Annotated in this window: 21 protein-coding genes; 6 read left to right on the top strand and 15 right to left on the bottom strand. The window is 54.7% G+C overall.

Annotation, left to right across the window (positions count from 1 at the left end):
- The 5 genes from parE to nudF form a co-directional block, all read right to left on the bottom strand.
- A complete protein-coding gene (gene parE, locus ACVB80_RS14615; RefSeq protein ID WP_481082021.1) occupies window positions 1-1881 on the bottom strand; it encodes a DNA topoisomerase IV subunit B in 1881 nt (626 codons plus the stop codon).
- Window positions 1882-2093: 212 nt separating this feature from the next.
- Window positions 2094-2678, bottom strand: a complete 585-nt coding sequence (gene yqiA, locus ACVB80_RS14610) for an esterase YqiA (protein ID WP_481082072.1) — start codon at window positions 2676-2678, stop codon at window positions 2094-2096.
- Entirely contained in the window at window positions 2675-3490 is an 816-nt protein-coding gene (gene cpdA / locus ACVB80_RS14605) for a 3',5'-cyclic-AMP phosphodiesterase (RefSeq protein ID WP_481082020.1), read from the bottom strand. Before cpdA ends, yqiA begins: the two co-directional genes overlap by 4 nt.
- A 34-nt stretch (window positions 3491-3524) precedes the next feature.
- Window positions 3525-3953: a DUF1249 family protein gene (locus ACVB80_RS14600; RefSeq protein WP_481082019.1), complete on the bottom strand. Its 429-nt coding sequence runs from the start codon at window positions 3951-3953 to the stop codon at window positions 3525-3527.
- Window positions 3946-4575 (bottom strand): ADP-ribose diphosphatase, encoded by a 630-nt coding sequence (nudF, locus tag ACVB80_RS14595; RefSeq protein WP_481082018.1) that lies wholly within the window; start codon window positions 4573-4575, stop codon window positions 3946-3948. The genes ACVB80_RS14600 and nudF overlap by 8 nt, the downstream gene beginning before the upstream one ends.
- 230 nt (window positions 4576-4805) lie before the next feature.
- Between nudF and tolC the strand changes: the two genes are divergently transcribed.
- Complete coding sequence (tolC, locus tag ACVB80_RS14590) at window positions 4806-6119, top strand: outer membrane channel protein TolC (RefSeq protein ID WP_481082017.1); 1314 nt, start codon at window positions 4806-4808, stop codon at window positions 6117-6119.
- Between the two features lie 338 nt (window positions 6120-6457).
- Here tolC and hldE read toward each other — a convergent pair whose 3' ends face one another.
- From hldE to ACVB80_RS14570, 4 genes are all read right to left on the bottom strand, one after another.
- Window positions 6458-7888: a bifunctional D-glycero-beta-D-manno-heptose-7-phosphate kinase/D-glycero-beta-D-manno-heptose 1-phosphate adenylyltransferase HldE gene (gene hldE, locus ACVB80_RS14585; RefSeq protein WP_481082016.1), complete on the bottom strand. Its 1431-nt coding sequence runs from the start codon at window positions 7886-7888 to the stop codon at window positions 6458-6460.
- A 111-nt stretch (window positions 7889-7999) separates the two neighbouring features.
- On the bottom strand, window positions 8000-10849 hold the full coding sequence (gene glnE, locus ACVB80_RS14580; protein WP_481082015.1) for a bifunctional [glutamate--ammonia ligase]-adenylyl-L-tyrosine phosphorylase/[glutamate--ammonia-ligase] adenylyltransferase: 2850 nt from the start codon (window positions 10847-10849) through the stop codon (window positions 8000-8002).
- A gap of 99 nt (window positions 10850-10948) precedes the next feature.
- A complete protein-coding gene (locus ACVB80_RS14575) occupies window positions 10949-12544 on the bottom strand; it encodes a methyl-accepting chemotaxis protein (protein ID WP_481082014.1) in 1596 nt (531 codons plus the stop codon).
- Between the two features lie 336 nt (window positions 12545-12880).
- Window positions 12881-14395, bottom strand: coding sequence for a CYTH and CHAD domain-containing protein (locus ACVB80_RS14570; RefSeq protein ID WP_481082013.1), 1515 nt, complete (start codon window positions 14393-14395; stop codon window positions 12881-12883).
- A gap of 211 nt (window positions 14396-14606) precedes the next feature.
- On the opposite strand from ACVB80_RS14570, the gene ACVB80_RS14565 reads away from it, so the two are divergent.
- The 3 genes from ACVB80_RS14565 to ACVB80_RS14555 all read left to right on the top strand — a co-directional run bounded on the left by ACVB80_RS14565 (window position 14607) and on the right by ACVB80_RS14555 (window position 17443).
- The gene (locus ACVB80_RS14565) at window positions 14607-15287 is read left to right on the top strand and encodes a TIGR00153 family protein (protein WP_481082012.1); all 681 of its coding nucleotides are present in this window, start codon (window positions 14607-14609) and stop codon (window positions 15285-15287) included.
- 119 nt (window positions 15288-15406) lie between these two features.
- The gene (locus ACVB80_RS14560; RefSeq protein ID WP_481082011.1) at window positions 15407-16669 is read left to right on the top strand and encodes an inorganic phosphate transporter; all 1263 of its coding nucleotides are present in this window, start codon (window positions 15407-15409) and stop codon (window positions 16667-16669) included.
- Window positions 16670-16831: 162 nt separating this feature from the next.
- Window positions 16832-17443: a TIGR04211 family SH3 domain-containing protein gene (locus ACVB80_RS14555; RefSeq protein ID WP_481082010.1), complete on the top strand. Its 612-nt coding sequence runs from the start codon at window positions 16832-16834 to the stop codon at window positions 17441-17443.
- A 64-nt stretch (window positions 17444-17507) separates the two neighbouring features.
- Here the strand turns inward: ACVB80_RS14555 and ACVB80_RS14550 are convergent, their stop codons facing one another.
- Window positions 17508-18149: a general secretion pathway protein GspB gene (locus ACVB80_RS14550; protein WP_481082009.1), complete on the bottom strand. Its 642-nt coding sequence runs from the start codon at window positions 18147-18149 to the stop codon at window positions 17508-17510.
- Window positions 18146-19738: an ExeA family protein gene (locus ACVB80_RS14545; protein WP_481082008.1), complete on the bottom strand. Its 1593-nt coding sequence runs from the start codon at window positions 19736-19738 to the stop codon at window positions 18146-18148. Before ACVB80_RS14545 ends, ACVB80_RS14550 begins: the two co-directional genes overlap by 4 nt.
- A 56-nt stretch (window positions 19739-19794) precedes the next feature.
- Between ACVB80_RS14545 and ACVB80_RS14540 the strand changes: the two genes are divergently transcribed.
- Complete coding sequence (locus ACVB80_RS14540) at window positions 19795-21042, top strand: multifunctional CCA addition/repair protein (protein WP_481082007.1); 1248 nt, start codon at window positions 19795-19797, stop codon at window positions 21040-21042.
- A 14-nt stretch (window positions 21043-21056) separates the two neighbouring features.
- Here the strand turns inward: ACVB80_RS14540 and ACVB80_RS14535 are convergent, their stop codons facing one another.
- Genes ACVB80_RS14535 through folB form a run of 3 tightly spaced genes read right to left on the bottom strand, consistent with a single transcriptional unit; the run spans window position 21057 to window position 22723 of the window.
- Window positions 21057-21860 carry an undecaprenyl-diphosphate phosphatase gene (locus tag ACVB80_RS14535; RefSeq protein WP_481082006.1) on the bottom strand — a complete coding sequence of 268 codons (804 nt, stop codon included), beginning with the start codon at window positions 21858-21860 and terminating at the stop codon, window positions 21057-21059.
- A gap of 15 nt (window positions 21861-21875) precedes the next feature.
- Entirely contained in the window at window positions 21876-22373 is a 498-nt protein-coding gene (folK, locus tag ACVB80_RS14530) for a 2-amino-4-hydroxy-6-hydroxymethyldihydropteridine diphosphokinase (protein WP_481082005.1), read from the bottom strand.
- On the bottom strand, window positions 22370-22723 hold the full coding sequence (folB, locus tag ACVB80_RS14525) for a bifunctional dihydroneopterin aldolase/7,8-dihydroneopterin epimerase (protein ID WP_481082071.1): 354 nt from the start codon (window positions 22721-22723) through the stop codon (window positions 22370-22372). The genes folK and folB overlap by 4 nt, the downstream gene beginning before the upstream one ends.
- A gap of 121 nt (window positions 22724-22844) precedes the next feature.
- Here folB and plsY point away from each other — a divergent pair, with 121 nt between their 5' ends.
- Entirely contained in the window at window positions 22845-23447 is a 603-nt protein-coding gene (plsY, locus tag ACVB80_RS14520; protein WP_481082004.1) for a glycerol-3-phosphate 1-O-acyltransferase PlsY, read from the top strand.
- 68 nt (window positions 23448-23515) lie between these two features.
- Here the strand turns inward: plsY and tsaD are convergent, their stop codons facing one another.
- Complete coding sequence (gene tsaD / locus ACVB80_RS14515; RefSeq protein ID WP_481082003.1) at window positions 23516-24532, bottom strand: tRNA (adenosine(37)-N6)-threonylcarbamoyltransferase complex transferase subunit TsaD; 1017 nt, start codon at window positions 24530-24532, stop codon at window positions 23516-23518.
- Window positions 24533-24691 lie beyond the last annotated feature (159 nt).

Below are 24691 nucleotides of genomic sequence, written 5' to 3'. Positions count from 1 at the left end.
TTATACCTCAGCCATGTCGCCGTTGCTCTGCAGCCAGGTGCGGCGGTCATCCGCACGTTTCTTGCCCAGCAGCATATCCATCATTTCATTGGTCGCTTCATCGTCATCGATAGTCAGCTGTACCAGACGGCGGGTGTTCGGATCCATGGTGGTTTCGCGCAACTGCAGCGGGTTCATCTCACCCAGACCTTTGAATCGCTGCACGTTGATTTTGGCTTTCTTCTTGCTCAGGCGCTCCATGATGCCGTCTTTTTCTTCATCATCCAGCGCGTAGAACACCTCTTTACCGCAGTCGATACGATAGAGCGGCGGCATCGCCACATAGACGTGCCCGGCTTCAGTCAGCGCACGGAAATGACGGGTAAACAGCGCACACAGCAGGGTGGCAATATGCAGACCATCGGAGTCCGCATCGGCAAGAATACAGACTTTACCGTAGCGCAGGCTGTCAAGGTTATCGCAGTCCGGGTCGATACCCAGCGCGACAGAAATATCGTGGACTTCCTGAGAAGCGAGCACCTGATCGGCTGATACTTCCCAGGTATTGAGGATCTTACCACGCAGCGGCATCACCGCCTGGAACTCGCGGTCACGGGCCTGTTTGGCCGAGCCACCCGCTGAGTCACCCTCCACCAAGAAGAGTTCGGTACGGGCCAGATCCTGCACCGCACAATCGGTCAGCTTGCCCGGAAGCGCCGGGCCAGAGGCCACTTTTTTACGCACCACTTTCTTGGCCGCGCGCATACGCCGGTGAGCGTTGGCGATACAGACTTCGGCCAGCTGCTCAGCCAGTTGGGGCTTCTCGTTGAGCCACAGACTGAAAGAATCTTTCACTACGCCTGAAACAAACGCGGCGCACTGGCGTGACGACAGGCGCTCTTTGGTCTGGCCGGCAAACTGCGGATCCTGCATCTTCACAGACAGAACATAGGAAGCGCGGTCAAACACATCGTCACCGGTCAGCTTCACACCACGTGGCAGCAGGTTGCGGAACTCACAGAACTCGCGCATCGCGTCCAGCAGGCCCTGACGCAGGCCATTCACATGGGTACCACCAAGCGCGGTCGGGATCAGGTTCACGTAGCTTTCGGTGATCATCTCACCGCCTTCCGGCTGCCAGATCACCGCCCAGTCCGCGGCTTCGGTTTCTGCAGAAAAATCGCCGGTAAACGGCTCTTCCGGCAGAACGGTATAACCTTTAACGCCTTCGGCCAGGTAGTCTTTCAGGCCGCTTTCATAGCGCCACTGGTACTCTTTGTCGTTGACCTTGTCACTGAAGGTGATCTCAAGCCCCGGGCAAAGCACCGCTTTGGCACGCAGGTTGTTCACCAGGCGGGTAACCGAGAAGTTGGACGAGTCAAAGTATTTGGCATCCGGCCAGAAGTGTACGCTGGTACCGCTATTGCGGCGGCCACAGGTACCGGTCACATTCAGGTCTTCAACCTTGTCACCGTGCTCAAATGCTATTTCGTATACCTGACCGTCCCGGCGGACTTTCACTTCCACCCGCTTCGACAGGGCGTTTACAACTGATATCCCCACCCCGTGCAGACCACCAGAGAACTGGTAGTTCTTGTTGGAGAATTTACCACCTGCGTGGAGCTTACACAGAATAAGCTCAACACCGGAGACTTTCTCTTCCGGGTGAATATCTACCGGCATACCGCGGCCGTCATCAATGACTTCAAGTGATTGATCGGCATGAAGGATAACCTGCACTTTGGAGGCATGTCCGGCGAGCGCTTCGTCGACACTGTTATCGATCACTTCCTGTCCCAGGTGGTTGGGACGAGCGGTATCCGTATACATTCCAGGGCGACGACGCACCGGTTCAAGGCCATTCAGTACTTCGATGGCACCAGCATTGTATTGTTCAGTCATAATACGGAATAGTACTCAATATGAAAAAAGGCTGCGATTTCGCAGCTTATTGCTTTAGCGGGCAAACCACTGCCAGCCGGCAGCCGGCCAAAGAAGAGAACCCGCTACACAAATCTACAGACGTGACATGTTCCGGGAACACTCAAGGGGATGTCAAGCGGGAGCGCCGGAATAAGGGGATTTTTATGACCACTTCCCCATTCGTGGTTATTTTACAGTCCGAGAAAGCCGATTATCGCACCAGGGTAACGTTCAAAGCCAACAAAGCTGTGATCGCCATTGGGTTCTACCGTCTGCTTTGAGTCGCGGTATCTGGCGACCGCCTGACGATAATCGAGTACTTCATCGCCTTCCTGCTGAAGCAACCAGAAGTCTTCCGGCGAGCTCAGCGTTTCCACGTCCATTTCCCGCAACTGGGCCATGTGCTCAGGTTTCAGGAAGTAACGCTCGCTGGTATAAGGGTTAACCTGCTCACCAAGGTAATCCACCAGCAGTTCATAAGGCTTCACCGCCGGGTTAACCAGCACGGCCTTAAAACCATACTCATGATTGAGCCAGGTAGAAAGATAGCCACCAAGCGAGCTGCCCACCAGGCCTATCTGATACTCGTCTTTATACTGCGCAACAAGCGCCAGCAACTGGGCCCTGGCATCGGCCGGGTAACAGGCCATCTGCGGGATCACCACTTTAATATCCGGACGCTGCGACTGACAGTATTCCTGCATCACAGCGGCTTTCGCCGATTTGGGTGAGCTGTTAAAGCCGTGAATATAGAGCAGCAGTGACGGTTTCATCAGTATCCCCCGGAAGCAAAGTCCGGCACAAAGCAGTCCGATTCCAGACGCTCAACGATGGCGTCCAGCGAGCCATCATTGTGCAGAGTCAGCATACGCCAGCCCGGCGACTGATTATCCAGCGCAAAGTCCTGTGAGTCCGGCTTGAACTGCACACAGGTCGATGGCGTAGCGATAACCCGTACATTCTCATGCACCTGGTCAAAGTCCTGGTGAACGTGACCGCAGACGACTGCACGCACGTTTTGGTGTCTGGCCAGTACATCCCAGAACTCATGGGCGTCACGCAGGGTGTGCTGATCCAGCCAGCTGCTGCCAACCAGCAACGGATGGTGGTGAAGCAACACCAGGGTATGCCGCTGCGGATGCTCAGCCAGTTTGCTGTCCAGCAACTCAAGCTGCTGCTCACTGAGGCGGCCGTGCGGCACGCCAGTCACCTGACTGTCGAGCAGGATCATCTGCCAGTGCTCACCCAGCAGCAGGTGTTGTTGGGTCTGTACCTGAGATGAAGGCAAAACACTGCTCATCCCGGGTTTGTAATCGTGATTTCCCGGCAACCAGAAACAGGGCTTGCCCAGCGGGGCAATCCCGTCAGCAAAACGCTTATAAGATGCGTCAGAATGGTCCTGGGAAATATCACCGGTGGCAATAATGGCGTCAAACGCCCGGCCGCGTTGTCCAATTTCATGAACAACTGCCTGAAAACTCTCTGATGTAGTCACCCCGAGCAGCGAGCCATCCTCCGGCTCAAACAGGTGAGTATCAGTGATTTGTAACAGCTTAATGCACTGATCTGACTCTGTGGACAAATTCAAAATAAAAACCCGACTTCTCTATATCTCGCTAAATCTAAAAAACCGGCGCGCGGCTGATGCCGTGTCGCAAACAGAAAGTTAACCACTCACCCAAAAAACAGTTGAGCTGAAACTTTTCATCTTTTTGTACCATTTTAGTATTGGGATAATCATAACGAGCCTTGACCCTGGAAATCTGTTCGCAGGCACACACTTCTGCCACCCTGGCATCGTGGTACAGACGCACCGTCATCCTCGGCAGGGGAAATCCCGGCTGCTCGTTACACTGGCACACATCGACTAATGTCGTATATTTGGTTATCTCGTTGACTTCCAGCTGATAAGCCAGCTCCTGCACCTGATAAGAGCGCACGTCACCTACGTCCGGCTGCACCGGAAGCAGGGCATTCAGCTTGGCATAATTGGTCTCGTACACCCTCATTAATGCAGCGAGATCCACCTCATAAGGCTTGCGCTTATTCATCTGTCATCCAACGGGATTTTAGTTGCTGGTAATTTAACTCCAACCACTGCAGTGCAATAATTGAGGCACCATTCTCAATTTTGCCATCTTTTAACATTTGGTAAGCCTGCTGACGTGACACCACGCTTACCCGGATGTCCTCTCCTTCACAGTCTAAGCCATGAATGCCCTGTGCGCCTGTTGCATCCACCTGGCCGATAAAGACATCCAGTTTTTCATCGCAGCCACCCGCAGAAGGATAATAGCTGGTGATGGGCTCAATAAGGCCCACTTCAATCCCTGCCTCTTCAACCGCTTCGCGGCGAACCACCTGTTCGGAGGTTTCACCCTCATCGATGATTCCGGCGACAATTTCGATTTGCCACGGATTATCGCTTTCCAGCGTCCCGACCCGGATCTGCTCGATTAGTACGACTTCATCCCTAACAGGATCGTATGGCAGCATAGCCGCAGCGTGTCCGCGGACAAACAATTCACGTTCAATATCGTCACTCCAGCCACCAGAAAACAGTTTATGACGGAAGCAATATTTGACCATCTTAAAAAAACCGACAAAAAGTGGTGTCTTTGAGATTATTTTTACATCGCTTGCAGTAAACTGCTGTGGTTTGTTGTCAGACATTGACGTCCTCCTGCATTGGTACTGCGCTGATATTACTCGCTGACTTATAAATCACCAATGATGACGCTCAACTTTTTTGATAACGATTGCAAAAAAATTTCAGTTCTGAAAATTATTTACTGCACAGCTGGACAATAATAATGATGACGTGCAATTATTATGCACGTTCGACATAGAGATCAGTTAAACTCGTTTAATGTCACTAATTACTAAGGGCAAGGAAAAGCAAAATGAAAAAGCTGCTTCCACTAATTATCTCTGCTGCATTGGGTAGTGCAGCGACTCCGGTATGGGCAGACAGCCTGACCGAGATCTACGATCTGGCTAAACAGAACGACCCTCAGTTACTGGCTGCTGAAGCCAACAAGAACGCCGCTTACGAGGCGATTGATATTTCACGAAGCACGCTCCTGCCTCAAATCAACCTGACCGCGGGTTACGACATTGCGCGTAACAATGAAAACCGCACAGCCCGTGAAGGCAACACCCTGTCTGCAGGTGTGGGCTTCTCCCAGGAGCTGTACCAGCGCTCAAGCTGGGTCGCACTGGACCAGGCGGAAAAGAGCTTCCGTCAGCTGGATTCTGCTTATGCAGCAGCACAACAGGGCCTGATCCTGCGCGTAGCAGGCGCTTACTTTGAAGTACTGCGTGCCCAGGACAGCCTGGAATTTGTTCGTGCCGAAAAAGCAGCGGTAGCCCGTCAGCTGGAGCAGACCAAGCAGCGCTTCGAAGTAGGCCTGTCTGCGATTACCGACGTACATGATGCGCAGGCGCAGTACGACAGCGTGCTGGCATCAGAAGTACTGGCTGAAAACACCCTGATCAACAGCTACGAATCCCTGCGTGAGATCACCGGCCAGGAGCACAGCTCGCTGGACGTACTGGATACCAAGCGCTTCTCTGCAACCCGCTCTGACGCCTCAAGCGATGCGCTGATTGAAGAAGCCGAGCAGAAGAACCTGACCCTGCTGGCGCAGAAAATTGCCCAGGACATCGCCAAGGACTCTATCGCTCTGGCAAGTTCCGGTCACCTGCCATCACTGAAACTGAACGGTGGTTACCAGTACTCAGATAAATCTCACAGTGATGAGATTTACAATCAGACCAACAACGACTTCAACATCGGCGTTCAACTGTCTGTGCCTCTGTACACTGGTGGTAACATCACCGCGCAAACCAAGCGCGCAGAAGCGAGCTACGTGGCAGCAAGCCAGCAACTTGAGCAGACTTACCGCGGTGTGGTGAAAGAAGTTCGCGCTTCGAACAACAACATCGGCGCAACGATTGGCGCGATTAAGGCGTACAACCAGTCAGTAATTTCTGCAGAATCTGCGCTGGAAGCAACCGAAGCCGGCTTTGAAGTAGGTACCCGTACTATCGTTGACGTACTGGACTCAACCCGCCGTCTGTACGATGCCAACCGTAACCTGTCTAACGCCCGTTACGACTACATCATCAGCGTACTGCAACTGCGTCAGGCTGTCGGTACCCTGAACGAGCAGGACATCCTGGACATCAACGCCGGCCTGAAGCCAGCGAGCTGATTTTAAGCGGATGAAATGATGAAAAGCGATGCGGGAGACTGCGTCGCTTTTTTTTGAACCCGGATTCCCGGTTCTGGGTTCTGGGTTCTGGGTTCTGGGTTCTGGGTTCTGGGTTCTGGGTTCTGGGTTCTGGGTTCTGGGTTCTGGGTTCTGGGTTCTGGGTTCTGGGTTCTGCAAACAGAGTTCATTACTCAGGTTCTGCCGTCAATACAATAACTTCACTTTCCCACTTCAGCTATCGCGAACTCCCCCAGGGCCCAGCGCCTAGTGCCCAGAGCCTTAAACAAAAAAACCAGCACATTCCTGCACTGGCTTTTATCTGTCAGAGTGAGAGGTCGTTAACCCCTGCCCCCTTTAATCGCTTCGATGATTTCTGTGGTCGAGCAGCCGTCTTCAAAGTTGAGCACTTTGACTTCGCCGCCCGCGGCAATCACTTCGGCACCACCGGCGATCTCTTCCGGTTTGTAGTCACCGCCTTTCACCAGCAGGCTTGGCAGCACTTCCGAGATCAGACGCTGAGGCGTTTCCTCGCTGAACGGCACCACCCAGTCTACCGCGCCAAGGCCGGCCAGTACTGCCATACGGCGATCGGTCGGGTTAACCGGACGGCCCGGGCCTTTCAGCATGCGTACTGATTCATCGGTATTCACTGCAACGATCAGGCGATCGCCCAGCTCCGCCGCGTGGTTCAGGTAAGAGACGTGTCCGGCGTGCAGAATGTCGAAACAACCATTGGTCATCACCACTTTCTCGCCTTTGGCGCGCGCCTGTTTCACCGCTTCAATCAGATCCGCTTCGTGAATTACGCCGTAATCAGTGTCCTTGCTTCCGTGAACCGCGGTCGCCAGTTCGATGGTCGACAGGGTTGAAGTACCCAGCTTGCCAACGACCACGCCCGCCGCTGCGTTTGCCAGCGCACACGCCTGATCCAGCGGTTTGCCTGCGGCAACCGAAGCTGCCAGTACCGAAATTACGGTATCACCGGCACCGGTCACGTCGTACACTTCTTTTGCCTGAGTCGGCAGGTGGAATGGTTTTTCACCACGGCGAAGCAGGGTCATGCCGTGTTCGCTTCGGGTCACCAGCAGAGCCTCAAAATCAAACTCTTCGATAAGTCCCAGACCTTTTTCTACCAGCTCTTCTTCGCTGTGAACCTTGCCCACCACCAGTTCAAACTCGGCCATGTTCGGTGTCAGCAGGGTTGCGCCGCGGTAGCGCTCAAAGTCTGCGCCTTTCGGGTCGATAAATACCGGTACGTTGGCCGCGCGTGCTTTCTGAATGAAAGACTGTACGTGCTCCAGCGCGCCTTTGGCATAATCTGAAAGGATCACCGAACGTACGCTTGGCAGTGCCTGCTCCATACGGCTCAGCACTTCCTGTGGGTCGGTATCCTTAAAGCTGTCTTCAAAGTCCAGACGGATCAGCTGCTGGCCACGGCTCATCACGCGCAGTTTGGTGATGGTCGGGTAATCCGCCAGGCGCACAAAGTCACAGTTCACGTTCAGCGACGACAGCTTGGCTTCCAGGGTCTGTGCCGGCTCATCTTCACCGGTCAGGCCCACCAGGTGAGCATGGCCACCCAGCGCCGCGATGTTCATCGCCACGTTGGCCGCGCCGCCCGGACGTTCTTCATTTTCTTCCACTTTTACCACTGGAACCGGTGCTTCCGGGGAAATACGTCCGGTCGGACCGTACCAGTAACGGTCCAGCATCACGTCTCCGATGATCAGTACGCCGGCATCAGCGTAATCTGGCAAAATGGGTTTCATATTATTCTCCAATGATTCTGCTGCCGGGCATGGTAGCACAGCCCAATCCGGCGATAAACTTTGCCCGGGCTGCTTACCGCCCGGGCTGGCTAAGCTTCACATTCCGTGGCTTTATGGCGCAAGCCAGGCCTGCCATGCCTGTATGACCACTTCGCGCTCAGCTTTAAACCGGCTCTCATCCACGTCCGCTTCCAGGTTGAGCAGATTACGGTGGTGGATCTCATCGCGGACGCTGGTATAGGCATCTGTCAGCTGCTCTGCCTGATTTTGTGGTAACAGCCCCAGCTTCGCAGCAGCTTCGAGGATCCGGACATTATCCGAATAATAGTACAGGTCCGGATGCTCACGCCCATAGCGAAGCACCAGGTACTGAACCAGAAACTCCACGTCGGTAATCCCCCCCGGATCCTGCTTGAGCATAAAGCGTCCGGCTTTTTTACCCCCGAGGTGGTCGCGCATCTTCTCACGCATCTGAACCACTTCTTCGCGCAGGGTCTGCTCATCACGCTCAATCTGGATCACCTCTGCCCGGGTGTGGTTAAACTGCTCCACCAGCGACGGTTCACCATAGATAGCCCGGGCGCGGACCAATGCCTGATGCTCCCAGGTCCAGGCTTCCTGATGCTGATACTCAGCAAACGCCTCCGCCGGGATCACCAGCAGGCCGGACGCGCCGGACGGACGCAGCCTGGTATCGACTTCATACAATGTTCCTGAGGCAGTGCGGGTCGAGAAAATATGAATGATCCGCTGGGCAAAGCGCAGATAGAACTGACGGCCATCAATCTCTTTCTTACCATCGGTATAACTGGTAACCGGGCAGTCATGAATAAACACCATGTCCAGGTCTGAGTTATAACCCAGCTCCCAGCCTCCGGCCTTGCCGTAACCGATCACCGCAAAACCTTTGCCTTCCCGGTCTTTAAGGTGAGAAGGCTCGCCGTATTTCTCACTCATCTGCTGCCAGGCCTGATTGACCACGGCTTCCACAATGGCTTCGGCCAGATAGGTCAGGTGATCACTCACTTTCATGACCGGCAGCACCCCGGCGATATCCGCAGCGGCGATACGCAGAATACAGATCTGCTTGAACTGCCGCAGTGCCTCCATCTGCTGCTCCATATCATCACCCGGGATCCGGGCCAGATAATCGCGCAGCTCGCGGCGGTATTCGCTCAGCGGGATCGGGTTATACAGCTGCTGTGGGTCAATCAGCTCGTCGAGCAGTATAGGGTAACGCGCCAGCTGCTCAGAAATCATCGGGCTGGCGGTACACAGGTGAACCAGCTGGGTCAGCGCTGCCGGATGCTCATCGAGCAGCTCCAGGTAAGTGGTCCGGGTCGCGATTTTACCCAGCAGATAACAGACCCGTGGCAGGCCAAACTGGCTGTCTTTATGTTCAAAGACGGCCTGATAAATTTTGGGCATCAGGCGGTTAAGTACCTCACGGCCACGCGGGCCCAGGGTCTTTTTCGCCAGCTCCTGCTTAAACTGCACCAGCGTATCGAGTATCTCCTGAACGTTTTCCAGCGCCAGGTCGTGGCTCAGGATATGCTCAAGCACCTCGGGCTTGTGGGCCATGTTCCACAGCTCACAATAGTGAGCAGCGATTTCGCACTCCTCTTCTTCCTCATCTCCAATCAACAGCTCAAAAATCTGATGAATAGCCTGCATGTGTGAGCGGACTTTTTCCAGCAGAGCGGAGTAATCCTCACACTTCATGGCAAACGCCAGCCGCTGTTGATCCAGCTCCCCGTCCGGCAGGGTCTGGGTCTGCTTATCACCAAGCGCCTGGAGCAGATTTTCCAGCTGACGCAGGAAACAGTAGCCGTCGGTCAGTGCGATGACTTCACTTCGCTCAAGCAGGCCGAGCTGGCCAATGGCTTCCAGGGTTTCCAGCAGACCGCGGCCGCGCAGCGAAGGCTCACGACCGCCACGGATCAGCTGGAAAACCTGGGCGATAAATTCCACTTCACGGATCCCGCCCGCGCCCAGCTTGATGTTATTGGTCAGGCCGCGGCGACGCACTTCACTGGTGATCATCGACTTCATACGGCGCAGCGACTGCAGGGCGCTGAAATCCATATAACGGCGGAACACAAACGGGCGCAGCATCTGGCGCAGCTCCATATACTGGGGATAGGTCTCTTTACCCATCACCCGCGCTTTGACCATCGCATAGCGCTCCCAGTCCCGGCCCTGCTCCTGGTAATAGTCTTCCAGCGCCGCAAAGCTCATCACCAGCGGGCCGCTGTCACCAAACGGACGCAGGCGCATATCGACCCGGTAACAGAAGCCATCAAAGGTCTGCTGATCGAGAGCCTTGATCAGACGCTGGCCAAGGCGGGTGAAAAACTGGGCGTTGGCTATCGGACGTCGTACGCCCTGAGTTTCACCATTTTCAGGGTAGGTAAATATCAGATCGATATCAGATGAGAAGTTCAGCTCACCTCCACCCAGCTTGCCCATGCCGATCACCAGCATTGGCTGAGCCTCACCCTGCTCATTGCATGGTGTGCCCCACTCCTGGCAGCACACTTTATACAGGTGACGGTAGGTCTCTACGATCATGGCTTCAGCCAGCTCAGACAGGTGACGCAGGCTGTCCTGCAGTTTCCATGCGTGGGTAAAATCCCGCCAGGCGATACAGACCATTTCCCGGCGGCGAAACTGACGCAGACGGCGCAACACACTGGCCTCATCGACACATTTGGCCAGCTGTCTGGCCAGCTTTTCCCGGTAATCAGAAGCGCGGTTTTGCACCGCCAGCATTTCCGGCAGGCGCTGGCACAGTTTCTCGTCCTGTTTGAGCGCATCAGCGATAAAGTCACTCAGTCCACTGACCGTTTCCAGCTCCTGCCTGAGCGTCTTTGGCCAACCGGAAAACAGATCCGGATATTGCTCATCCAGCTGGGCGGTCACCTTTTGTGCCTGTTGTTGTATCAGTTGCGGCTGCTGCATGATTTTTCCTTGTCATTCGGGCCGTTAGCATGAGTACTACTTTACAAAAAAAGCGCCCACCTGGTAAGGTGGGCGCTGGTGTAAGGAGAGGCGTACTTATCACACTTTAAACGATTGGATCTTACCGTCGAGCTCTTCCGCGTTGCTCTGCATCATTTCTGAGGTTTCCAGCAGCTCGGTCACCACCACCACAGACGCTTCCACCAGCTCACGTACATTGGTGAGATTCTGATTCATCTCTTCAGCCACCGTGCTCTGCTGGCCTGCTGCAGTCGCAATCTGGAAGTTCATTTCGTTGATATGACGTACCTGCTCTACAATCCCATCCAGCTCGCCACCGGCGTTGGTGACCATCTCAACCCCGTCAGCCGCTTCGACCACACTCTTCTCCATCAGGTCTACTGCGCTGCTGGCACTGCTCTGCAGATGGGTGATCATCTCCTGGATTTCCACCGTGGCCTGCTGGGTACGCTGAGCCAGGTTACGCACTTCGTCTGCAACTACCGCAAAGCCCCGGCCTGCTTCACCGGCACGTGCGGCTTCGATTGCCGCGTTCAGTGCCAGCAGGTTGGTCTGCTCTGAGATCCCCTGGATGGTACCTACTACGCTGCCGATGGCATCAACGCGCTCTTCCACCTCGTTTATCGCCTGCGCAGACTTGGCGATATCCTGAGACAGCTCATTCATCTTGCTGACTGAATCCATTACAAAACGCTGGCCTTCCTGCGCCTGCTGGGAAGCATTTTCCGTCACGCCGGATGCGCTCTGAGCGTGCTCTGCCACCGTTTGTACCGTGGTGGTCATTTCGCTCATCGCCGTTGCCAGCTGGTCAATCTCATTGAACTCTTCCTGAGAAGACTCTTTGGTTTCTGACATGCTCAGGGTCATCACTTCGGTCAGGGTCGACAGTTCCTGCGAAGAGTCGATCTGAGTTTTGATCACGTCCTGCAGCTGGACACGGGCTTTCTCCAGCTCGCGGGTCAGGTCGCCGTACTCATCCTTACACTCCATATTAAAGGAGGTGCTGAGGTCTTTGCTGGCCATTGACTGAATGGCCTGGGTAAGAAAACGGGTCTGGCGCAGCATGACTTTGGCCGCACCCAGCAAAATCGCAACAAAGGCGGCGACCATCACCAGGGTCTGCCACACCATCTGCATCAGATAGTTATCGTAAGCCTGCTGGGCAACTTCGGAGCCCTGTGAAGCCACCAGATACCAGTTGGCGTTTGAGAGTTTTACCGCGTATTCAACCTGACCGGATTCAAGCTGATAACCAACTGAAGCTGCACCACTGCTCAGCAGGGACTGTACGGATACACCCTCCTGATCAGCCTGAGTCAGGTCACTCAGCGAACGTGCACCCGGATGACCAACTACCTGTCTGCTGTCGTTCATCACCAGGTAAAGGTAGTGACCGCTGTCAGAGCCCTGGGCAGAAAGGTTACGCACCGCTGAGGCTTTACCTTTATCTGCATCTTCTGCAAGCAGCTGGTCAATCAGTCCGGCCTGCGCCCTGGCAGTATCCATCGCCTGAGCCTTCTGGACTTCAATAAGTGACTGGTAAAAGGTACTCGCATCCCACAACTGTTTCGTCACGATCAACAGGGTGCTGAACACCATCAGTATGACCAGTTTCGGAACCAGGCGGATATCGGTGATCACCCGCTCCCATGGCTTAAACGTCAGGTTCGCCATATACGCTACTCCAGGTTGTACTAAAAACGTGCCAGCGGGGGGCTGGCAATCCTTGTTCTATCGGGCGGCTGAATTATTTCACGCCTCGTATGAATACCGCATGATAACAAACCGTACGGACGAGCTATGAGCTATTGGTCAAAATTCATCAACAGATTTGGGGATTTGTGATCCCATTCGAATTGCTGCCAGAAGGTTGTTATGAGTTGCATATAAGATTAGCGGCGTACGCGCAGATTTCTTTAACCACGTTTTGGAGTGTTGAGATGGACGTCAGACTCTGAGCTGTACAATAAAGAAAAGCCGCCCATACAGGGCGGCTTTAAAAGCAAGTGATTACTGCCAGTACGGGTCGGCTTCGACCCCCATCACCCGGCTCTGCTCCATCGCATGGAGAATGGAGTTTTCCTGCCTTACCAGCCAGCGTTCGAGCTGGCTCTGCTCTTCGTCTTCCAACTGGTCAAGCAATGCTGCCAGCGGCGCCAGACGCAACAGGTCGTCGATACCATGCTCAAGGTCTGCCCATGGCAGGCGGAAGCTGTCCCGGTCACTGCGGTCATACAGCGAAGCAAAGCACAACCCGGTGTAGAGACTGCGGCTCAGGCGATACTGCTGGTCGATGTACTCCTGACGGTTAAGCGAGCGCTCAGGCGGAAATGCCTCCTGCAGCTCAGCCCAGGTCTTGTCCAGTTGTTTGGCAGAAAAACCTACAATGCTCTGCGCCATTTTTTCACGCGCTTTATCGTCCAGAAATGGCTGCCAGCCACGGGTCAGGATCCAGCGGCTAAGATCGAGCAGCAAACCTGTATAGCGGGCTGACTGAAACAGTTTCAGCATCTGTCCGCGCTCCGGCAACTCCTGACGAAGCTGGTCCAGCTGCTCTACCAGCCACTTGCGGGCATCAAGCTTACGCAGCACGTGCCCTTTGTCATCCATCAGCTCATCGAGGTAGTCGGCCTGTTTAATCCAGTCCAGTTCCTGCTCCAGCCATTTCAGCTCCTGACGCAGAATCGCGCTGGCGCGGCGCGGCACAATACCGCCAAATACAGCCAGGATCTGACGGATAAAGCGGATCGCGTGCGCCACTTCGTGAAGGGCTTCAAACGAATCCCGCTCAAAATAGATCTGTTCGTGGTAGTGCCAGTGCTCCAGCGCGTGTTCAAGCGACTGGATCAGGCAGTACTCCACATTATCGGTAGGAAGGGTTGCCACCAGCTCAAGCGGGCGCACCTTGTCTCCTTCGTAGCCCTGCGCCAGACGATATCCGCGGGCGGCTTTGCTCAGGTTACCCAGGCGTACGCCACCGTCTTCGCACAGTACCCGCGCGAGGTTAAACAGGGCGTCAGTCTGACCGGACTTCAGCTCAAGTTCGACTTCACAAATCGGGTCAGTCTTATCTGCGGCACTGACTTCCCCCTGATCGAAAGCCACTTCGACCTGACTGCCGTCCGGCATGCTTAACAGCCACTGCTCACGGGTAAAGTTGGTAGAGAAAATCGGCTTAAGCTGCTGGTTCAGGGTGTCATTGTCACGCCCTGGTGGCCAGATGTCATGAGGATGAAGGGTCAGATCCGGTGTATTGCAGTTATGTTCTGCATTATACTCAGGACGTTGGTGCAGGCCTGCAACCACCCGGCCGGAAGTCTTTACGGTCTGGATATAGACATCATCAAACCGGCGAATACGCAGTCCGATGTCATGCTGGCGCAACCAATTATCGGGAGTATCAAAATAGGTATTTCCCAGATCACGGCAGCTGTGCTGAAGTACTTTTTCATCAGCTATTTTTTCAATTAAAGTCTTTGAAAAATCAGGTGAAACAAAAAACTTCAGTTCTATCTCGGTTTCCATAACTCTACCTTTAAAGGATAACCAAGACAGCATATTGCCTATTCAATCAGCGGGCAAGAAAGATTTCTGCTCCAATTGATGATCTAAAACAGTTTAATTGCAGGGATGATTGGGTTAACATGCGCGACTTTATAGCCATCGTTCAACAATTCGCCTGCATGGTGAGTGTCCATTTTAAGGTTATAGTTTCTGTTTATTAGGTTGAATGACCATGCCAGTAAATACAATCATGGGGTTATTTGCAAAGTCCCCAATTAAACCTTTGCAGCGCCACGTGGTATGCGTAACGGAATGTTGCTCGCACCTGGTTCCTTTCTTTGAGGTTTGTGCTCAGGGAGACTGGGACAAGGCGAATGAAATTCGCGGTCAGATTTCGCACCTTGAAAAGGAAGCGGACGTACTGAAACGTGAAATCCGCCTGAAACTGCCTCGCGGCCTGTTCATGCCTGTAGACCGCAGCGACATGCTGGACCTGCTGACCCAGCAGGACAAGCTGGCAAACCTGGCGAAAGACATCGCCGGTCGAGTTGTTGGCCGTCAGCTGCAAATCCCTGAACCGCTGAATGACAACTTCATCGCTTACGTTAAGCGTTGTCTGGATGCTGCCGATCAGGCCCAGCTCGTAATCAACGAACTGGATGAACTGCTGGAAACCGGTTTTAAAGGGCGCGAAGTGACCCTGGTAGCAGAAATGATCCATCAACTGGACGTGATTGAAGACGATACGGATGCACTGCAGATCGAACTGCGCCAGCAACTGATGGCGATCGAATCAAAATACAATCCGATCGATATCATGTTCCTATACAAGATTCTGGAATGGGTAGGCGGTATCGCAGACCAGGCACAGCGCGTTGGCGCTCGTCTGGAACTGATGTTGTCCCGCTCATAAATTAACTCTTAATTGTTAACCCGGGTAATGGAGAGCCTTCAGGGGCTGACCAAACCTGGCTGCGGCTTTGTCGCGCCATAAATTACCCGACTGTTATCCGAATAAACTCAGGTGTTACGATGGATATCCTAGCTAACTACGGCACAACTCTGGTCCTGGTGGCCGCGCTGTTTGGTTTTTTGATGGCGATTGGTATTGGTGCCAATGACGTTGCAAATGCTATGGGAACCTCGGTTGGCTCTAAAGCGCTGACCGTTAAACAAGCGATCATCATCGCGATGATCTTCGAATTTGCCGGTGCATACCTGGCCGGTGGTGAAGTAACCGATACTATCCGTAAAGGGGTTATCGAAACTTCCCTGTTTGCTGATCAGCCAGACATTCTGGTGTTCGGCATGATGTCTTCTCTTCTGGCGGCCGGTACCTGGCTTCTGCTGGCGTCATACATGGGCTGGCCGGTATCGACCACTCACTCTATCATTGGTGCCATCATCGGTTTTGCCTGTATTTCTGTGGGTACCGAAGCAGTAGACTGGAGTTCAGTACAGGGCATCGTGGGCAGCTGGATCATCACTCCGGTGATTTCGGGCTTCTTTGCCTATGCCATCTTTGTCAGCGCCCAGCGCCTGATCTTCGACACGGAAAACCCGCTGTTCAACGCCAAGCGCTTCGTACCTGTGTACATGTTCATCACCACTATGGTGATCGCGCTGGTAACCATCAAGAAAGGTCTTAAGCACGTAGGTCTTCACCTGAGCAACGGTGAAGCGTGGATGGCCGCTGCTGGTTTCTCTGCCATTATCATGGTCGGTGGCTACCTGTACATCCAGCGCCGTTTTGCTGACAGCGATAACAACGACCACAGCTTTGCCGGCGTTGAAAGCATCTTCAGCGTACTGATGGTAATTACCGCGTGTGCGATGGCATTTGCGCACGGTTCTAACGACGTAGCGAACGCGATCGGTCCTCTTTCGGCGGTAGTATCTACCGTTGAGCACATGGGTGAAATCACCGCCAAGAGCCAGATTGCCTGGTGGATCCTGCCACTGGGTGGTTTCGGTATCGTGGTAGGTCTGGCGACCCTGGGCCATAAAGTAATGGCAACCGTGGGTACCGGTATCACCGAACTGACCCCAAGCCGTGGCTTCGCCGCTCAGCTGGCAACAGCGTGTACCGTAGTACTGGCATCAGGCACCGGCCTGCCAATCTCAACCACTCAGACTCTGGTTGGTGCGGTACTGGGTGTGGGCTTTGCCCGTGGTATCGCAGCCCTGAACATGGGTGTGGTACGTAACATCGTGGCATCATGGGTTGTAACCCTGCCAGCAGGTGCCCTGCTTGCCGTTGTGTTCTTCTACGGCTTGGTTGGCATGTTCGGTTAAAGCTCTGTCAGCCTGGTGTCATTATTGACTCAAAAGCACAGAAAGGGAGGCATTGCCTCCCTCTTTTGTTGCACCACGCCCTGAAACTCCTTACTATTCCACCTATCTTTGGTAATTCACCTCCGTATTCTCACAGCCAAAAAAGAATTTAAGGGATCTATCGTGAAAAAACTGATTGGCCTGGTGATGGCTGCGCTTCTGTTCGCCCCACTCAGCTACGCTCAAGAGCGCTATATTTCAGACAACCTGTTCACTTACATGCATGCTGGTCCAAGCAACCAGTTCCGCATCATCGGCAGCGTGAATGCCGGCGACAAAATTAACCTGGTGAGCGTTAACCGTGAAAGCGGCTACAGCCAGGTCGTGGATGAGAAAGGCCGCAAAGGCTGGGTGCAGACCAAGTTCATCTCCCGCACGCCAAGCATCGCGGTTCGCCTGCCTGCACTTGAAAAAGAGCTGGCTGAAGTAAAAGAGAAACTGGCCAACGCTTCAGATAACGCCAACCGTGAGAAAGCGGGCCTGGAAGAGTCACTGACCGCGCGTAACGACCAGATCAAAGAGCTGGAACTGCGTCAGACCGACATGAACAAGCAACTGCTGGCGTCTCAGGAAGAAGTGCGCGAGCTGCGTGCCAAGCTGGACACCCAGAAAGAAGACCTGCTGCTGAAGTACTTCATGTACGGCGGTGGTGTTGCCGGTATCGGTCTGCTGTTTGGCCTGCTCCTGCCTCACATTATTCCGCGCAGAAAGAAATCTCCGGCGGGCTGGGCATAATTGTCCTGAGCACAGATAAAACTAAGGCCACCTTCGGGTGGCCTTTTTACATTCTGAGTCTGACTCAGCCCCACTCATACAGCGCCGGGATCTCCAGCTGCTGACCGTCAAACTCCACCACCACTGTGCGGGGGGTGATCTCTTTCAGGCGCACCTGTGGCGCGATCATCTCGCCCTGACGGACCTCTTTGCCGTTAACCTTGATCCAGCGGTTCGACGGCTCAGAAACATACATGTGCGTCTGCAGATTCATTGCCGGAAGGCGGCCTTTAAACTCCGCTTCGTTGCCCACCAGCCTGACGACATCTGCGGCACTCTCCGGCGCGGGTGAAGCGCTCTGTGGCTGGGCCATCAGCTCCTCAACGCGGGACGCCAGCTCTGGTGACAGGCCGGACAGGTCCAGGTCATCAAGGTCAAACTCCGGCTCTGATGGCGCAGGCTTTTCTGCCGGTTTTACTTTGGTTTTTCCTGTCGAACTTTTCTCCGCAGAAGCAATCACTGTCACTGCACTGCGCTGCGCGACAGGAACCGGCTTCAGCGGGCCAGCATCAGGCAGTTCGCCCAGTCTGGCCCTGACGACCACTTCCGTCACAGTTTCAGTCACAGGAGATGTGGCCTGAAGATGCTGAACAACCAGCACGCCGCTGACCAGCAGTGGCGGAACTAACGCCAGCGAGAGCGCGGTGGCGATTGATTTGTGCTTCATAGTTCGGCCTCCACAGCCTGTAACGATGACGGATTCAGTACCGGTGCCTGACCGTTAGTCAGCCGGTCAAGTGCCATCAGGGTTTTCCGCCCGGCCACTCCGTCCACACTCAGCCCCTGCCAGCCCTGAAAGGCGCGGACTTTTTGCTCCAGCGCTGAATCAAAGCGGTCACTGTCGCTGACCGGCTCACCAAAGGCTTTGGCCAGTGCCTGGCCCAGCAGCTGCACTTCTTCTCCCCGGGTACCAGGTTTGAGTACAGAGATCACCGGGCTGTGCCAGAGGTAGCGATACTCTCCCGGCCAGTGAGCTTCCAGCCAGCCGCGTTCGACTTCGGCGCTTTTGTCTCCCAGCAGCAGCTCAGCATGACTGGCCGTCAGGCGATAAAGCACCGCGTTAACAGTCTCTCCACCGAAAGAAAGCTGAAACTGTACCGGACGGTCAAAACGCTGCACATCATCCAGGCTGCCGGAGGCTCTGTCGCACCGGTAAGTGCTTTCGGTGCCTGGCTGACAGGCAGCCTGCCATGCAGAAGCTTTAAGCCCCCACAGGGCATAGAGTTGCTGCATGCTTTTCAGTTCGTCCTGAGAGTGTGCCAGCAGGGGCTGCAGCACCTGCTCCGGCGTGATTTCCTGAACCACCGAGACCTGCTGAGCTTCAGCCGGCCACCACTTCTCAAGCGCCTGAGGCAGCATGAACCAGCTCAGCAGACTGAGCGTCAGGCCCGCTGCTGCGCCCGGCCAGACCGGGGAAATCCCCGCTTTCTGCGGAGCTTCCGGACGATACTGGAATTCCATCACTTCATCTGCTGCACGGCTCATCAGGCCCTTATCAACCAGGCTGGCAGAGGAATGAAACGCCAAGTGCAGTGCACGATCACAAATAAGATTGATCAGCCGCGGTACACCCTGACTGGCTTTGGCTGCTACCTGGCAGGCAGGAGCGCTGAACAGCGGCTGCAACGCTCCGGCGGTTCGGGTCCTGAACGCGATATAGTCACTGACCTCTTCGCGGGTCAGCGGCAACAGATGATAACGGCCGGTAATGCGCTGTGCCAGCTGACGCAATTGCGGTGTCTGAAGCTTATGCTGCAGTTCGGGCTGACCCACCAGCAGTACTTTAAGCAGTTTCTCATGCTCGCTTTCCAGGTTGGTCAGCAGTCTGAGCTGTTCCAGCACCAGCGGGGAGAGGTGCTGGGCTTCATCGATCACCAGCAGTACCTGGCGCTGCTGGTGCTGCATCCGGGTCAGAAAAGCGGTGATCGCCTGAGAAAGCGCCTTCAGTGAAGCCCCCTGCTTATAATTCACAGAGAACTCATCACAGATGGCTTCGAGCAGGTCAGTTTCTGAGTAGGTCGGGTTAAGCAACAGGCCGGAGCATACGTCCTCCCCCAGCCCGGCCAGCAGAGACTTCGCCACAAGGGTTTTGCCCGTGCCCACTTCACCGGTCAGCATTGCCAGTCCGCCACCGGTGGAAAGCCCGGCCTGCAGGTGACGCAGCGCTTCCTGATGACGGGCGCTCTCAAACAGAAAACGCCGCTTTGGAACGATGGAAAACGGCGCCTCGCTGAGGCCGAAAAAATCCTTATACATTGAGCACTCTCTTCGCTAAGATTCTGGCAAGTTACCATTGCCCAACGGAATGTAAAGTGCCCCATTCAAATAACCTTCAAAAACCCGGAGCGTATCTTGTCGGAGGTGCAGTCCGTGACCGCCTGCTCGGCCTGACGGTCAGTGACCGTGACTGGGTAGTGGTCGGCGCAACACCGGAGCAGATGCTTAAACAAGGCTATCAGGCCGTAGGTAAAGACTTTCCTGTGTTTCTGCACCCAAAGACTCACGAAGAGTACGCCCTGGCCCGCACCGAGCGTAAAAGCGGCCATGGTTATACCGGCTTTGAATGTTACTTTGCGCCGGATGTGACACTGGAAGAAGACCTCTCCAGGCGGGATCTCACCATCAACGCCATCGCACAGGCCGAAGACGGCAGACTCACCGACCCCTACGGCGGTCAGAAGGACCTTGAGCTGCGCAAACTTCGCCATGTATCGGACGCTTTTGTAGAAGATCCGCTGAGGGTACTGCGCGTGGCCCGCTTTGCGGCAAAACTGGCACCGTTTGGCTTTGAAGTCGCCGATGAAACCATGGCACTGATGCGCCAGATGAGCGAAAGCGGCGAGCTTGAACACCTGACGCCGGAGCGGGTATGGCAGGAATGGCATAAATCCCTCAGCTGCGATAACCCGGCGGTATTTCTTGAAGTACTGCGCGAGTGCGGCGCGCTGAAAATTGTTCTGCCGGAGCTGGACTGTCTGTTTGGTGTTCCACAGCCGGAGCAGTGGCACCCGGAAATCGACACCGGTATCCATACCCTGATGGTTGCAGAGCAGTCAGCCAGGCTCAGTGACGATACGGTGATCCGCTTTTGCGCCCAGGTACACGACCTTGGTAAAGGCATCACCCCCAAAGAAGAGTGGCCCAGTCATAAAATGCACGGCCATACCGGCCAGCGCCTTGTCCGCGAGCTTTGCCAGAGGGTGCGCATCCCTAACGAATACCGCGACGCCGCCATTGTGGTGTGCACCGAACACTCTAATGTTCACCGCGCAGACGAACTCAAGCCAGCGACTTTTATTAAACTGTTTAACCGTATCGACGTGTGGCGCAAGCCTTACCGGCTGGAGCAGTTACTGCTCGCAAGCCAGGCCGATCATCTGGGACGCAAGGGACATGAGCAAAGCCCTTTCCCGGCCAAGGTCCGCTTTGAACAGGCATATCTGGCGGCACTTAAGGTGGAAGTCAAAGAGGTGGTCAGCGACGGCTTTAAAGGCCAGGCTATCCGTGAAGAGCTGGATAAAAGAAGAGCCGCAGCGGTGGCTGCGACTCTGAAAGAGTAATCACTTAAGAGCGCTTACGCCATCATCAGCCAGGCGAACAGACCAAAACCCAGCGCCAGACGGTAGATCACAAACGGCAGCATGCCCATGCGTGAGATCAGCTTAAGGAAGTAGTGGATACAGATATACGCAGCGATAAATGACGTCACGATGCCGGTCAGCAGGAAGCCCACCTGAACCGGCTCACCGCTGGTGACCAGTTTCAGGCCCAGGTAACCACCGGCAAGGGCGATGATCGGAATCGACATCAGGAACGAGAAACGGGCCGCCGCTTCACGGGTAAAGCCAAGATACAGCGCCGCGGTAATGGTCGCGCCAGAGCGGGAAGTACCCGGGATCATTGCCAGCGCCTGAGCGATACCGATGAAAATCGATTTTCTGGTATCGGCCTCATACTCATCATCACGCAATGGGGCTTTGACATCCACCCACCACAGCAGCAGGGCAAACACCACAGTGGTGGTCGCGATCACCCACGGGCTGCGCAGGTAGATCTCGATGATATCTTTCATAAACAGGCCAAACAGACAGGCAGGAATGGTCGCCAGTACGATCATCCACGCCAGTTTGGCTTCTTTGCTGCGATCCCCTTTAAACATGGAGCCAAACAGGGCACCAAACAGGGTGATTACTTCGTGGCGGAAATAAATCACTACCGCCATCAGGGTACCGACGTGTACGGCCACGTCAAAGGCCAGACCCTGGTCTTCCCAGCCAAGGATTGCCGATGGCAGGATCAGGTGCGCCGAGCTGGAAATCGGCAAAAACTCGGTCAGGCCCTGAATAAGGGCCAGCATAAAGGCTTCAAAATAACTCATCAGACAGATTCACTTTTACAATTCAATCTCTGCTGCCCGAAGGGCTGCAAAATCCATTTCAGGGCACTCACTGAGCTGACGCCAGATGCTTGCCACACTGCGGCCGTCGGCCGGGATAATCCGCTCAGGACACAGCTCATAAAGGGGCTGGATAACAAAGGGAAATTTGAAAATATCGTCCCGCGGCAGTTTGGGTCTGGCATCTGAGACAAGCTCACCATAAAGCAGGATATCGAGATCCAGAGTGCGGTCCTGCAGTTTCTGCGCATCGTGCGACCGGCCCCACTTAATCTCCGCCTCACGCAGACGGCAGCCCAGCTCTTCGAGGCTCAACGCGGTTTTCAGCTCCACCACCAGGTTGTAAAACGGATTGCTGTCAAAACCCAGTGACGGACACTCGTATACCGTAGATACCCTGAGCTGCTCGCCAAGCAGCGAGAGCTCTTCAATACCGGCGCGAACGTGACGGGCACGTTCTATGTTCGAACCCACGCCGATATAAACGGTGATCATCGGTTGCCCCGCTCAATCACCACGCCTACACCACGCGCCTGAGGCACTGCGCCTGGCTTGGTCAGACGAATACGAATCCAGGCTACACCAAAGCGCTGCTTAATCAGTTCTGCAATCTCTTCAGCAACCCGCTCTACCAGCAGAAAACGACCGGTCTCAATATGCTCAATCACAGCCTGGCTGACCTGCGCATAATCCAGCGCGTCAGCCACGTCATCACTCTTGCCCGCAGGGCGGTTGTCGTGCGCCATTTCGATATCAAGAACCAGTTTTTGTTTGATTTCCTGCTCCCAGTCGTAAACACCAATTGTGGTGATCACTTCCAGCTGCTCTATAAACACCGTGTCCAGCGCCATTGATTTTCCCCAGTTTGTGTGACAGGTCGGATACCCATCCGGACTAAAAACCCGTAAAATATAACAGAATTTGTTGCGAATATATCAAGCAATTATCCTCAAGCCAGGGAAAGCCATGTCTGCCACCGCACTCATAATGATCATTGCCGCCTATCTGCTGGGCTCGATCTCCAGCGCGGTACTGATCTGCCGGTTGTTTCGTCTGCGCGATCCCCGCACCACAGGCTCGAATAATCCCGGCGCCACCAATGTGCTGCGCAGCGGCTCCAAACTGGCTGCTGCGCTGGTCCTGCTTTGCGATATGCTCAAAGGCACCATTCCGGTCTGGCTTGGCTGGTATCTGAAAGTCGATGATGTGCTTCTCGGCATCATTGCTATTGCTGCCTGCCTTGGTCATATGTACCCGCTGTTCTTTCACTTTCAGGGCGGGAAAGGCGTGGCTACTGCGCTCGGCGCTATGGCCCCGATGGGACTGGACCTGACCGGCATGCTGATGGGTACCTGGCTGATTGTGGTCGCGCTGACCCGCTACTCCTCTTTTGCCGCAATGATCACTGCGTTACTGGCCCCGCTGTACACCTGGTGGATACGGCCTGAGTTTACTCTGCCGGTCTCCATGCTCTGCTGCCTTATTATCCTGCGGCATCATCAGAATATCCGCCGCCTGTTTGACGGCACCGAACCGAAAGTCGGTGACCGCAGCGCCTCTTCACGCTGAACACCTCTCTGTTTAACCGATACAAAAACGCCCCCGGAGACGGAGGCGTTGTTCTTAAGGGCTTCTTGTTACTTCAGCGGTTTCAGCTGATCGATCGGCCAGCGCGGACGCGCCTCTACGGACAGATCCACCGTTTCCTGGTTTTTCAGACGCTGCATACCCGCCAGGGCAATCATCGCGCCGTTGTCGGTACAGAACTCGGTACGCGGGTAGTAAACCTCACCGCCGACTTTCTTCGCCAGTGCTTCAAGATCGGCACGCAACTGTTTGTTGGCACTTACACCGCCGGCAATCACAATACGTTTCATCCCGGTCTGCTCAAGCGCACGTTTACACTTGATCACCAGGGTGGCACATACCGCTTCCTGGAAAGCGTATGCGATATCCGCACGGGTCTGCTCGTCTTTATCGTTAGCAGCGATAGTATTAGCCGCAAACGTCTTCAGACCGGAAAAGCTCATGTCCAGTCCCGGGCGATCAGTCATTGGGCGCGGGAACTTAAAGCGGCCCGGCGTGCCTTTTTCTGCCAGACGTGACAGCAGCGGACCACCCGGATAGTCAAGCCCCATCAGCTTGGCGGTTTTATCGAACGCTTCACCGGCTGCATCGTCAATGGATTCACCCAGGATCTGGTACTCACCAATGCCTTTTACTTCCACCAGCATGGTGTGACCGCCGGAAACCAGCAGCGCCACAAACGGGAATGGTGGCGGATTATCTTCCAGCATAGGGGCCAGCAGGTGACCTTCCATGTGGTGAACCGGCACCGCCGGTACGTTCCAGGCGTATGCCAGACTGCGGCCAATCGTGGCTCCCACCAGCAGTGCGCCAACCAAGCCCGGGCCCGCGGTATAAGCGATACCATCGATGTCCTTTGGCGTCAGGCCGGCGTCTGCCATCGCTGCTTTAATAAGAGGAATGGTCTTCTTTACATGGTCGCGGGATGCCAGCTCAGGTACCACGCCACCATAGTCCGCATGCAGCTTCACCTGGCTGTAGAGTTGATGAGAGAGCAGCCCCTGCTCGTCGTCGTAGACAGCAACCCCGGTTTCATCACACGAGGTTTCAATACCTAAAATGCGCATTACGTTTTCAGTCCTGGCTCAAAATTGGCGCCAGTTTACCCTCACGGAAAAAAATTAACCAGTTCTGGCTGCGATAATGCTTTACAAAGGGAGTGTGATCGGATTAAAATTCCGCACCATTTTTGATCAAGCTGGTTAAACACCGTTCACTAAATGAAC

The organism is Vibrio sp. 9-16B-A1 (assembly GCF_056726165.1).
Note: the sequence above shows the minus strand (reverse complement) of the source record. Positions and strands in the feature narration are given on the sequence as shown.